Here is a 13,436-nt window from a genome sequence, read left to right on the forward strand (position 1 = left end):
AGAAGGTAGGTTAAACCCCATTTTTCTTTTTATATTTTTTCATGCTTTTACTCAGCTTTATATTATTAGCAGGGTTAGAACAGTAATTGATTAATAAATCTATTCCACCTTTTTCAATTTGTTCAGGAGTCAATTTTTTATCTTTATTCTCCAAAACTACCATGGTTTGTGCTGCCATATATAAAGCCATATATTCTTGCTTTGAACCAATTAATTGCATTCCTTCTTGAGTAACTGTAAAGGTATAGTCTGGAGTTCCAGACATCCATTGTACTATATAGCTTGCGCCCGCTTGTCTAGTTTCTTTTTCATGAGTGACAGGATTATTAAATAGAAATGAACAGATCTTTATTACCATTGGTTCTGCTTTTTTGTAGTCAGATTTTTCTTTTAGTTCAATAATATCTTGACCAAAAGAACATATGGAATATAGTAATAAACCGAATAGAATAAGTTGCTTTTTCATGGTTTTAATAGTTTATAAAAAATGTTTTTGTTGTATTAATATCGACTTTTTATTGTGCTTTCTTTCGAAGTTTGTTTTGATGTTGGCCTAAAAACAAATCAGTTCCATGCCACGAGGCCATCTCTGAACGATATAATAATTTGCCTTCTTTTTCAATATGTGTAGCTGTTTTAGTAAGATCTTTTTGTCCAAAAGCATTTATTGAAAAAATAGATAGAAGGATAAAAAATAGTTTGTTCATGATCATTAGTTTTGCTTTAAAATTTAGAGAAAAAATACTTCTCTATATCAAGGACTTTAAGTTAGTTAATTTATTTGGTAATACAATGATAATTAACGATGTAAGAGAGGGTTTTGCATAGCTCTTGCACGGATGATGCATTGTAACCTCTCTACAATAGAAAATTAATCAATCATACCTAAAACAGCGTTAATTTTATCTTTTAATTCAGCACCATTTTCGTAATCTGGAATTAAATTTAGGGTAAAACCTCTTTCTAACTTGAAAAAATGTCCTTCTCTAAAGTTAAAATCACGGCTGCTTTTGATACCGATAAATTTGTTGTTTTTAAAGATGATAGATAGTCTATCTAAAGGAGACGGGTCAACTACAAAATCTTCATATACACCATAAAACACAAAATCATCATGATTGAAGACATCTATTTCTTCAAAACCTAATTTTTTCAATTTGGGAAGAAATTCTGCTTTAGTGTGATTTTGTGTAATTAAAGTAAATACTTGATTTTCTAAAAGACTCTCCTTTTTAATATTGTCTTTATAGGTATACCCTGCATAATAAAAGCTTTCTTCATCGGCAAACATTGGTTCGATTTTACTCTTTGTAGTACCTACCCATTTTCCTTTTGAGTATATCTTTTCATTAGCAGGAATAAAGCCTTGGTATCCTTTATTATCGATCCATATTCCGATTTCATACCAATTATCTTTCATGAAACCAAGATCAACTGCAACACTATTGTTGAGGCTTAATTCAACAACACCATTTTTTTTATCTCTGATATTCGCCGGACCGTCAATGATTTCGTTTTTATAATAAATCGTTTCTGCTTCTTGGTTTTCATTTTTTGATTTTTGTTCTGAAGTTCCAGAATCGCATGAAAAGAAGAAAATCGTTAGAAGGAGTAGTTTGAAGTATTTCATTGTTTTAGTTTAAAATAAAAAAAAGAATTTGTCATCCATTTAAGTAACGATGACAAATTCTTATTCATATAATTATTAGATAATTTTATCAAGGGAATTTCGGGAACTTCGAGAAGTCTCGTTTTCTCTTCTGAAGGAAAGCATCTCTACCTTCAATCGCCTCATCCGTTCCGTAAGCTAAACGAGTTGCTTCACCTGCATATACTTGCTGACCTACCAATCCATCGTCGATTAAGTTAAAGCCAAACTTCAACATTTTGATAGCTGTTGGCGACTTAGTCATAATTTCTTGTGCCCAGTCGAATGCTACTTGTTCCAATTCTTCGTGAGGAACTACTTTGTTCACCATGCCCATTTCGTAAGCCTCTTGTGCAGAATACTCAGCACCTAAGAAGAAGATTTCTCTTGCTCTTTTCTGACCTACCTGACGTGCCAAGTAAGCAGAACCAAATCCGCCATCAAAACTTGCCACATCGGCATCTGTTTGTTTGAACTTTGCATGTTCTTTACTCGCTAAAGTCATATCACATACTACGTGCAAACTATGGCCTCCACCTACGCACCAACCTGGAACGACAGCAATAACCACTTTATTCATAAAACGAATCTGACGTTGAACATCCAAGATATTGAATCTGTTCACGCCATTCGATCCTTTATAACCTGTATTTGATCTCACACGTTGATCACCACCAGAACAGAATGCCCAACCACCATCTTTTGGAGAAGGACCCTCACCGGTAATCAATACCACACCAATTTCCTGACTTTCATGGCAAATAATTAAAGCTTCCCATATTTCATCAACGGTTTTAGGTGTAAATGCATTTCTACATTCAGGTCTGTTAATTGCGATTCTCGCTACACCATCCAAACTCTTGAAGGTGATTTCCTCATATTCCTTAATTGTTTTCCACTCTAGATTTGCCATTACAAAATTAGTTTGTGTTCGATTCGTACAAATGTAATGACTATAGACTAAACTTCGAATAGGTTTTTTAATATTTAAGAGGAAATGTTTAGTTGTTTAATTTTTGAAGTAATCCCGTCTTAATTTCTAACCCATTTAGTTGATAAAACAACGCATCATCTTTTAAAACCAATTCAGCCCTCACCGTTCCATTTACCCCTTTATTCGATACAGCCAAAACATAAATGTAACTACTTGAATTAGGCTGAATCTCTTTATTCATTTTAGTTGATTTACCTAAGTTGTTTATCAAATAATTTTCCACATCTAAACCATACATAAATTGTGTTTTCTTCTCTTCTGTCATACTTTCTGATGGAAGGTAAAAAGAAAAATTCACCTCCTGATCTTCAGTTAGTGGATATACATCTGATGGAAATTTTAGAGAAAGGTGCAAAGTAGAATCAGAGGTGTTGATCACCTCAGAATAAAAGACCACATAAGTATATTTCGACCCATATTGATCTGTGTATTTTAACCCACCTTTAGGTAAACTATTTTTGATAGTTATTTTTTGATGTTCATAGCTATATTCTGTATCAACATCTTGAGCAAATAGTGATATTGTTAGAAAGTAGAAAAGAAAGAAGGAGTAGGTTTTCATTAGTGGAAAATGATAATTCTTGATGCCTGAAGATAAAAAAATACCCATCGTTTTCCAATGGGTATTCTTTTGACTCAATGCTTTTCCTTATTTTGATTCATATACAGTATTTCCATTCAACACAGTTTTTAATACTTTCGTTTTATGGATGTCATTTACATCAATGCTAAAGATATCTTGATCGACGATGATGAAATCAGCTTTTTTTCCAGCTTCTAAACTACCGCTTATGTCCTCTCTGAACATCACATAAGCATTATTTATAGTAAAAAGCAACACTGCTTTTTCAACTGAAGAAGTGTAACCTCTCGGTTGCATATCTTCTCCTACATTCTTACTAGTTACAACGTTTTGCATCATTTCCCAAGGTGAGAATACAGGTCCAGTTGGGTAATCAGCACCCACGCCCACCATAATGTCATCTCTTTGATACAGTCTATCGTATCGGTAAATTTCATTAAATCTTTCTTCACCTAAAGCGGGTTTGATATAGCTTTTTGCAAACTCATCCAAAGGTTGCCATTGAGGTTGTACCTGAAGCACAATTCCTAACTTTGCACATCTATCGACATCCTCTTTCTTAATTAGATCAACATGAGTGATAACATGTCTATCTTGTTTAATCGACTTTTCTTTATTTATTTCCTCCAAGCAATCAATGACTCTTGAAATACCAGCATCTCCCTCAGCGTGTACATAAATTCTATTACCATTATCAATAAGATATTTGAAATTAGCTAACAACCTTTCTTTAGAATAGTTGGCTACTCCAATACACGTATGCGAATGTTCACAATCAGCATTTTCATACGGCTCAAAAAGGAATGCTTTATCCGTTGGAATACCATCAATAGCGAATTTTACCGTTTTAGAAGTTAACATTTCGTTTCCTTCATAGAATCGCTCATCTAGGCTTTTATTATTAGTTTCATCATCAATAGGAGATAAATGTACTCTGTTGTATTCCATTCTTACAGTCAGTTCACCTTTTTGATATAACCTTTTATATACATTATCCGCTCCCTTAGCAGAAAGAGCAGCAGCATCTTCAATACCAATAAATCCAACACTATTACATCTATCCAAAATAGCTTTCATGGCAATTTCTTGTTGATCTTCAGTCAGGAGTTCTGGAGTAGCTAGAAAACCAGCAGCGATATGTGCCTTTTCTCTAAAGTGTCCACTTGGAGTTCCATCTTCAAAACGATCATAAGAACCACCGTCAGGATCAGGAGAGTTTTTATCTACTCCAAAATGTGTCATAGCTTTTGTTGAATACCAACCTGTGTGTTGTGACTCCTCACAGATAATAGCGGGTCTTCCACCCACAAGTTCGTCTAAATCTTGTGCTGTCGATTTATCAAAATGTTTGATTTTATACCCGTTAGCTAATACCCAAGCATCTTTGGGTTGTTGATCTGCAAACTCTTTGATTTTTCTTTCAGCTTCCGATTTATCTTCCACACCAAACAAGTCCAATACAAACGTCATGTTTGGGCCTGCAATAGTGGGGTGCATATGAGAATCGTACAATCCAGGAAGTAATAATTTTCCTTTAAGATCGATCACTTTAGCCTCCTCAGATTTCCATTCTAAAGCTTTACGGTCATTTCCGACATACTCAATTTTATCATTGTTAATGACCATCGCTGTAGCCCATAGATTATTCTTATCTGAGGTGAAAATTTTACCATTGATATAAATATCTTGTGCAAATGAGGTAATCGACCAAAATAATGTGACTGATAAAGTAATTATATTTTTCATTATTGAAGAACTCTATTTTTAGATTTTGTATTCAATAATGAAAGGGGATTTCATGGTGAAATCCCCTAATTAAATTATTATTATTTTATGACTAATGTTATTACTCTTATTTCAGAGGAGAACATAAAGATAGAGCAACTGAAATTTATTTAACCAGGTGATATTCTATCGGAAACTCATGTTCAACTTTATCATCAAAGTGAGGTCTCTCCAAAGGCAGTAGAATTGAACGTTGACCTGAATTAATAGTGTGCCATTTTAAGAGTTTAAAATATCCATCGCTTGTAAAATGATCTTCATGTGTATTGTTTGTACCAATATAAGCTACATCGGTATTGAAAAGCTTCTCAATTTTGTTTCCATGAAGTGCTAAAACTTCAGGATCTTTTTTTAATGAATAACTTATTTCAGTGTCATCTTTTTTACCATTAGTTCTTATGTAATAATTATAATTTTTAGTATCAGCCGGCTTATAAAAATAATAATAGATTTGCATTTCAGTTTTGCCATCAACAACATTAGAATTGGTCATACTTGTTTTTTCAAGACTAACTTCGGATTGAATTAGAGACAGATTGTAAATTTCTTTACCATAATCAGTTAGGTTTTCTACTTTTGATGTAATCCTTGAATATGAAATCTCATCAGCATCAAATTCTGTTTTTTCTTTTGTATACTCTAAGTGAACTCCCTCTGGTAAATTTAATATCTTGTAAAAGCCAATACTATCAGAACCTATTCTTTTATAATCATGGTAATAATTTAAATTCTCAGAACTAATTGTTTGATAATAGTGAAGATTATAATTGTAAGAGTTCTTGTTTAAAGGAATTTCCAAATCTGATGTTTTAATCATAAAGGTATCGCCATGATTCATTAAACTCGCAAGAACAGTAGCGCCTTTATTTGTCTCATGATTGTAGAGATCAAAAGTACTTGCAAATTTTTTTTCTTCGCTTTGAGAATCATTTACCCAAAAAGTGATGTATTTATAGTCACCCACAATATTCGTTACAATATCAGTTTGTGTTACGCGTGAATAGTAATCTTCAGTGTAAGCTGTAATTTCCTTAATATTGAAACCTACAGTTACTTGTTTAACTTGGAATTGATTCTTTTTAAAAAAAGAATATGTGGTGTCACTTGAATGTATAGCTTGATTCTCTATGTAAATACTTTCACTTGATAAGCCTGGTATCTCCTCTCCAGTATTCGTGTCTTTGCGAGTTCTCATATAATCATATGAAATGAAATAAGTAGCATAGAATTTTTGTGAAGTATTGGATTCTGGAATTAATATTTTGATTGTATCAGAATAATTTGACGAAAATGTTTCAGATATTCTATTCCAATCTTCATCATAAAATGCCATATCAATTTTAGAATTAGATCTAATATACGTTGTTTCAAAAATACCGCCTATCGCTGTTCTGTTGTAGTCTAAAGCTTGCTCATATCCGTTTTCGAATTGACATGTCGGTAAATAATTATCTACATTCACCTCAAATTCTTTTGAAGTTTCTGTTATTTCGTTTTCATCATTCGAAACATAGGAGATATTCGCTTTGATCATTTGTCTTCCCTCCTTCAATTGTTTGGAATCAAAAGTAAAGGTATAACTATCTCCTTCTGTCGATTCTGAAACTTCATAAGTTAGGTTTTGGTTATTAGATAAAAGATCAACTTGATCAATCGAAGCTCCTGAAATATTTAGTTTGATACTTGAAGTACCTCTTAAGAAGTCATTAGTTTCGATACTTATTTCTGGAGTTAGTTGTATGTTTTCATCTTGTAATTGCTGTTCACAGCCCAAAAAAATCATCAAAGATAGTAACATCGTTGAGATGGAAAGTTTGTTTTTTAACATAGTAAAAAATGGTTTGGTAAAAAAATAGCACTTGTATATCAATGTTTGCAAAGGCGTTAAACTAATAAGTTTAATTCATTAATCAAATTTAATAAAGTGTACAACATAAAAATCAGTAATAAAAAAACGAGGAAGCATTAAAGAAATACTTCCTCGTTTTTTAGTCAGTCTCCAAATAGATTAATTGCCTCAAAATATTTATAAATACTATTTACTCTACAATCAATTTCCTTACACCCCAATTTCCATCTCCTGAAGTATACCTCAAGAAATAAATACCAGAAGGTAATTCCTTCACAGAGAAACTCTTCGATACCTTTTCTTTTCGGAGCATCAGCTTGCCGGAATAATTTGAAATTTCCAGGGTTACAAGTTGGTCTGACTTAAAGTAAACCATCTTGCTTCCTTTAATAGGGTTAGGGTAAAAGACAATTCCTTGATCAATTTCCTCTACAGACGAACTAATAATTTCATCATCATCTTCCTCTTCTTCTTCCTCTTCTTCAGGAGGAGGGTTATACACCAAAGTAGTTACTGTATTGGTCACAATTGGTTTATTGAAATCAAAATAGATATAAGCTGTATTTTGAATACTATCGCCCTCCACCAATGTTGTTTTAGGTGATACTTGATAGTTGATATAGCCGTGACTATTCGGTTCATCGACAATACTATCTGGAAGAAGGATATTTTCGAAAGTGAAGACTACTACATTGGAGTCGTACCATACGGCTTCATAATCGTGAGAGACACTTAACACTTCAAACGTTTCTAAGTCCAGGTTATCTGATAAAGTATCGAGAATATACACATTGAATGCGGTATCCGTTCCTGTATTTTGGAACCTGATCAAATAGTCGAGTGGAATACCGGCTTCTACTTCTTCTGTGGTGATACTGTCTCTAGCTTGTTTATCGTTAGGGTCGTAGGATCCTGTAACAATAAATTCAACAGACTCAGTATTGTTCTCTGCATTATCATCTTCAATTCCATCAATTTCCACTTCTGCTATCATTTCCACTTCTTCTCCGAAAGCATCTAATGAAGTCCTTCCCCAAAGATCAATTTTATACATTTCACCTACATTCATTTTATTAATGGTGTAGGTAATTGTTTCTCCGCTTACAGAAAAATCTGATAGGGAATCGGCGAGCTCAAAGGCAGGGATAGTAAAAGTGACTTCAATATTTTCCACTTGTTCCGTACCGTGGTTGAGCACCTCGACAACATAACGCATATAAAAGCCAGGTCGAGCACGGGTGAAATAAGGGATTCTAACATATAAGTCATTGACTTCTTTGTTGGATTGAAGAGGGATGTTTTGAACAATTTTATCAGAATAATCTGATGTAGCTACTTCGAAAGTTTGAGGTACAGCATCAAAATGTTCTGGAGTACTTACTGTTGCAGTAAATGATCCTGTATCGCTTAGAATCGCATAATAATAGCCATTTTCATCGGTGGTAAAGACTTGTTCGCCTGGATTAAAAGTAATTTCTAAACCTTCGAAATTGTTCTCGTCATCATCCTTCACTCCATCTTTATCATAATCGTAAAAAACGTTGCCATAGACTGTTGGGAAAGTCGGACAATCGTTTGGATTATTATCTGGAAGACAAACTTGATACTCGTCTAATGTAAAGAAGAAATTAGGACCCAATGCATTTAAATAGTCTACCATAGTTGTTGGTATATTAGAGATACATTGAACTCCAGTATTTCTATAATTTAAATCTCTAATCGAATTAGGAAGCCTTGATAAACAATTCAGATTAGGGTTGTTCTGTACATTAAAATCGTGTAACTGATGTAAAAACGATACATCAATACTTGTCAAATCATTTTCCTGAAGTCGAATGGTCTCCAAGTTTTTATTGTGCGAAAAATCAATCTCAGTTAATTGGTTTCCATGTGCATCGAAATAGTATAAACTATCCATGCTAGAAAGATCCAAAGCTTTAATATCATTATCGCTTAAATACAAGGCGAACATCTGTTTTTGATCAGAAAGATCAACTCCTGTATAGTTGTTCTCCCATGCACGTAAACGAGTGAGGCTATCGCAGCCTGTTAGAATTAGAGTGTCCATTTCATTAAAATGACAATCGACTCTCTCCAAGCTTTTCATCCCTGTTAGATCGAGACTTTTAATTTCATTATAGCTACAACTTAATGTTTTGAGCTTGGGTAAGTGATTGACATCTATACTTTGAATAGCATTATGAGAAAAGTAAAGCTCTTCTAAACTTGGTAATGCATCAAAGGTATAATGACTTGGTAAATTGGTATAAGAAAACGTTAGACGCTTTAGACTTTCCTGTGTGGAAAGGTCCAATTCTGAGATGTCGGCCTTACTTAAATAAAGCTCTTCAAGCTTCGTCAGACCCGTTATGTCAAGACTTTTTAAACCGTTTGATCCAATGTTTAGCCTACTCAGATTTACGCAAGGAGAAGCATCAACGGTATCCAAGTCATTGTAAGCCATATCCAAGTGGAGTAGCTCAGTAAACATCGTTAAATCAATCGTCTCGAACTTATTGAATGTGATATTCAGAAATTTCAGTTTTTCCAAACCAGTGAAATCGAGTGTCCCCAAATTCAATTGCTCAATATCTAAAGTATCGAGATGCTCGAGATTTGTAACATTCACATCACTAAAGTTATTTACTGATGCATCTAGATAGACTAAGTTAGGCATCATGGTAAAATCCATAGGCACACCTTTAACATTTAAATGTAGGTTGTGTGAGATGTCTAGCCATTCTAGATTGATAAAACTTTCCAGCCCAGTAAAATCATAGATATCCTTCTGAAAAAGTTTTAGACGAGTGACAGCCTCCGCTTCGGATACTTGAATGATACTGTCGTTGTTCGTATCATACCCTTTTTTAATTAATTCATTTAAGAATTTTTCGTCTGGAATGTTTACATCTTGTGCATAGACAAGAGGGGTTAGTAGTACTAACCATAATAGCAAAAGAGAAATTTTCATAATAGTAGTTGAAAAAAAATAATTGTAAGTAGCAATAAAAAAATTAAATCAATGAAAGTAATATTGTCGTATATTCAGTCAAAAACAAAGCCATAAAAGACTTTTAGATTGATAGAAGAATACATTAAAGTTGTACTTAACAATTGTAAACGAATAAATGGGTAGAATGTTCTGTATATTGTTATGCAAGCAGACTATTTGATGCTGATTTTACCATTTACCCAATCCGGTAAATAAAAATTCATGCCTGTTTTTTCTTCAATATCAACTAATTTATTTCTTAACTCAACACTTCTTAGACCTAATGTTTGACGCAGTTTATTTGTCTGATCGAGTGTCGATTTTTTCGGGGAATTTAGAAAACCATAACCAACAGCACTACCACTCGAAGTAACAGTAAGGTACCAATCTTCCATAAGTGCGATTTCATAAGGAGAGATTTCTCCTCTATCCAATGCTTGAAAAAGTTGTGGTTTTAATGACTTGAATAAGGTGTCTTTTTGGTTATACTCTTTCGACATAGAGTTATGGTGACTTACAATTGTGGACATCCAATAATTGTTTCCAATCAGTTTTTCACCAGGATAGCCTTCTTTCTCCAACATTTTCCGAAGCACCTTCATTTGTGTTTCACTATGTGGTACAAACTTATTTTTGATATATTTCTCCTGTGCTTTATTACCTAATTTAATAAATGCTCCAAATGCCTTCTTTTGATCTTTTTTAAACATTTGATGTACTTCTTCTCTCATCGCAAGATTTAATTTATTGGAGTAATTACTTCTTAAAACATCATATTCTTTCATTAATTCACTCCATCGATCATCGGATTGTAGCACCTTTAAATAAATATTCTTTTTTAGACTTTTTTTACTCCAACCATTTGATATTGCATTTTTTATGAAAACAAAAGCAAGTTCCTTTTTGTTACACTTAAGTGCCACCTGAGAAGCCACTTTATAATCTCGAAGAAATACAAATTTATAATCATCAAATAATTTGATGTAAACTTGTAGTGACTCATCGAATCGTTCTGTACTAATTAAATTTTCAGCCAAATCGATTCTTTGATGATATTCGATGTAACTATTGTTTTGAATTGCTGTATTACCCCAAAAAGAAAAGAAAATGAGGACTAAAAATAGAGACCTGAACATGATCGGAAGATTTTATTAAAAAGCAACAAGTAGATTCTTCTATCATAGTCACTTATATCAAACAGTTGGTTTAAAAACATAAGAAGAAATATATAAAATCATATTCTGATGAATTAATATTAGATTACTTACATGAGGTGTTTATATGTTTCAAATTGAGGTTTTATTTATTACATTAATTGAATGATATGAAATGTAAACCAGCTACTTATATCTACCGCTAGTAAATATCTTAAACATCAAACGCTTTCTTTTATAGATATTCGAAAGCGTAAATTAACTATTTCTGTATGCCTTTAAACAATTCAATTAACATCAAAGAGGAGTCTTTTGATCAAATTATTGAGGAAAAAGATCAAATCCTTTCCCTGATTTACGACACTGTTGGTGATGTTATTTTTGCCTTAAATGTAATTGAAAATCAAGACTTTGTTTTTAGCTCTGTCAACAAAACTTTTTTAAATGCCACTGGTCTAAAAAGAGAGCAAGTAATTGGACAAAATGTGAAAAATGTAATTCCAGAACCCTCTTTATCTATCGTTTTAGGACACTATGAGACAGCTATAAAAACTAAATCGACGGTGAGTTGGGAGGAAATTACACCTTACCCAACAGGTCTTAAAATAGGAGAGGTAAGGATTGCACCTGTCTTTGACCAGAACGGTAATTGCAAAATGATTATCGGTAGTGTTCATGATATTACCGAAAGTAGAATGTATGCTAAGAAATTAGAGGAATCTATGGAAAAGATTGCCCAGAAAAACTACGATTTAGAGCAATTGGGTTACATCACTTCTCATGATCTTAAAGAGCCACTGAATACCATTCAGAGTTTTTCTATGTTACTGAAGGAGGAACTTCATAACAAGGAAGAGATGGAAAATTCTCTCAAGTTTATAGACTATATTAACTCTGCAACAGAAAGGATGCAAGTTCTCTTAAAAGGGATGTTGGATTATAACATTATTGGAGAAAAATTGGAAGTTAAAGAAACCAATATACAATCTATCGTCAATAATGTGTTAGATGATTTAGCAGGAGCAATAATGAAAATTAATGCTCAGGTAAAAGTTGATGAACTTCCAACAATTAATGTTTACGAAACACAAATACGTACCTTATTTCAAAATCTAATAAGTAATGCCATTAAATACCGAAGACAAGATGTGGATGTAAACATCGAAATCAAATGTGAGCAGAAAGGCAATCAATGGTACTTTGAGGTGAATGATAATGGTATTGGTATAAATGAGGAATATTTTGACCGTGTATTTCATGTTTTTCAAAGACTTCATAAAAAAGAAGAGTTTGAAGGTGCCGGAATTGGTTTATCTATCTGTAAAAAAGTAACCGAATTACACGAAGGTCAGATTTGGGTAGAAAATAATTCGCCCCATGGAACCAAATTTTGTTTTACCATAAGTAATGAATTAAAATGATGCTGGATTGTATTATGAGTATTGATGATGATGATGCAACAAACTTTTATAATCAAACCATTATAAAAAGGTTGAACATCATTAAGGATCACTTAGTGTACGATGATGCTGAAAAAGCATTAACGTATTTATCTCAACCATCTGAAGAGATTAAAGTCCCTGATTTAATTCTCTTGGATATAAATATGCCTAAAGTAAATGGATGGGATTTTCTAGATAAGTATGTGGCCAATGGTTTTGATAAGAAGTTTGATAAAACCAAAATTATTGTCATTACTACTTCCAATAACCCATCAGATTTGATGAAGGTCGAAAAATATGATTGTGTTGCTGGTTTAGAAAATAAGGTTATTGATCCTGAAAAAATCAAAAACCTCTTTTCTAATTATTTTGGTTATTCGTTTACCTAATAAGCATTTATTTATCTAAAGGGAGATATCTTTCTCGGATCACATTTAAATGATGTATCTGATGGGCTGCTATGGTTAATCCTATAGAAAATAAAGGCATTTCGTATTCAAAAAACTTACAATTGGTTTTTAAAATATCCTCATTAAAACTCTTGAATAAAAGAATACTTGATTGACGGACAATACGAAGTTCTTCTATTAAAACTTCTAGTGGAATTTCATTTGCATTAGAATTCTTCGCCATGATTTCCTGATCGTGTGCCTCTGGAGTGCTGCCTTCTGATCGAGCAAAAATAATCGCTCGGAAGCCCCAAATTCTCTCCCAATCAATCAAATGCTGAATAATTTGATGAAGCGTCCATTTGTCTTTTTCATAGGTTTTTAATCCTATTCTCTTTAATTGATCCACATCAATTTTATCAATTTCTTCCAAACTTAAACGAAGGGCTTCTTCAAGGCTGTTTCCTTCATTAAGCTGATATACATAGTCTAGAAATTCGGGGTTTTGTTTAGTATCAGATTTACTCATAGCAATTCGAAGTTAAATAATTGAAGAGGTAATTTATAAAAATTAATCTATCCTAAAAATCTTCACTACTT

The 13,436-nt window shown here is 32.9% G+C and carries 12 protein-coding genes; 2 read left to right on the top strand and 10 right to left on the bottom strand.

Going from position 1 to position 13,436, the window contains the following annotated elements; genetic code table 11:
• Positions 1–10: 10 nt before the first annotated feature.
• The 9 genes from KMW28_RS05445 to KMW28_RS05485 all read right to left on the bottom strand — a co-directional run bounded on the left by KMW28_RS05445 (position 11) and on the right by KMW28_RS05485 (position 10,987).
• Entirely contained in the window at positions 11–466 is a 456-nt protein-coding gene (locus tag KMW28_RS05445; RefSeq protein ID WP_169664479.1) for a hypothetical protein, read from the bottom strand.
• Between the two features lie 49 nt (positions 467–515).
• Entirely contained in the window at positions 516–707 is a 192-nt protein-coding gene (locus KMW28_RS05450; RefSeq protein WP_066209492.1) for a hypothetical protein, read from the bottom strand.
• Between the two features lie 164 nt (positions 708–871).
• The gene (locus KMW28_RS05455) at positions 872–1,630 is read right to left on the bottom strand and encodes a hypothetical protein (RefSeq protein WP_169664480.1); all 759 of its coding nucleotides are present in this window, start codon (positions 1,628–1,630) and stop codon (positions 872–874) included.
• A gap of 88 nt (positions 1,631–1,718) precedes the next feature.
• Positions 1,719–2,561: a 1,4-dihydroxy-2-naphthoyl-CoA synthase gene (locus KMW28_RS05460; RefSeq protein ID WP_066209488.1), complete on the bottom strand. Its 843-nt coding sequence runs from the start codon at positions 2,559–2,561 to the stop codon at positions 1,719–1,721.
• An 88-nt stretch (positions 2,562–2,649) separates the two neighbouring features.
• On the bottom strand, positions 2,650–3,204 hold the full coding sequence (locus tag KMW28_RS05465) for a hypothetical protein (RefSeq protein ID WP_169664481.1): 555 nt from the start codon (positions 3,202–3,204) through the stop codon (positions 2,650–2,652).
• A gap of 87 nt (positions 3,205–3,291) precedes the next feature.
• Entirely contained in the window at positions 3,292–4,971 is a 1,680-nt protein-coding gene (locus tag KMW28_RS05470) for an amidohydrolase (RefSeq protein WP_169664482.1), read from the bottom strand.
• A 145-nt stretch (positions 4,972–5,116) separates the two neighbouring features.
• Positions 5,117–6,838, bottom strand: coding sequence for a hypothetical protein (locus tag KMW28_RS05475; RefSeq protein ID WP_169664483.1), 1,722 nt, complete (start codon positions 6,836–6,838; stop codon positions 5,117–5,119).
• A gap of 211 nt (positions 6,839–7,049) precedes the next feature.
• Positions 7,050–9,830, bottom strand: a complete 2,781-nt coding sequence (locus KMW28_RS05480; RefSeq protein WP_169664484.1) for a DUF7619 domain-containing protein — start codon at positions 9,828–9,830, stop codon at positions 7,050–7,052.
• A gap of 194 nt (positions 9,831–10,024) precedes the next feature.
• Positions 10,025–10,987 (bottom strand): hypothetical protein, encoded by a 963-nt coding sequence (locus KMW28_RS05485; RefSeq protein WP_169664485.1) that lies wholly within the window; start codon positions 10,985–10,987, stop codon positions 10,025–10,027.
• 290 nt (positions 10,988–11,277) lie between these two features.
• Here KMW28_RS05485 and KMW28_RS05490 point away from each other — a divergent pair, with 290 nt between their 5' ends.
• Entirely contained in the window at positions 11,278–12,426 is a 1,149-nt protein-coding gene (locus KMW28_RS05490) for a sensor histidine kinase (protein ID WP_169664486.1), read from the top strand.
• Positions 12,423–12,836: a response regulator gene (locus KMW28_RS05495; protein WP_084005836.1), complete on the top strand. Its 414-nt coding sequence runs from the start codon at positions 12,423–12,425 to the stop codon at positions 12,834–12,836. Before KMW28_RS05490 ends, KMW28_RS05495 begins: the two co-directional genes overlap by 4 nt.
• 7 nt (positions 12,837–12,843) lie before the next feature.
• On the opposite strand, the gene KMW28_RS05500 is transcribed toward KMW28_RS05495, so the two are convergent.
• A complete protein-coding gene (locus KMW28_RS05500) occupies positions 12,844–13,365 on the bottom strand; it encodes a DinB family protein (protein WP_169664487.1) in 522 nt (173 codons plus the stop codon).
• Between the last annotated feature and the right edge of the window lie 71 nt (positions 13,366–13,436).

The sequence above is a fragment of the Flammeovirga yaeyamensis genome (assembly GCF_018736045.1).
Taxonomy (GTDB): Bacteria; Bacteroidota; Bacteroidia; order Cytophagales; family Flammeovirgaceae; genus Flammeovirga; species Flammeovirga yaeyamensis.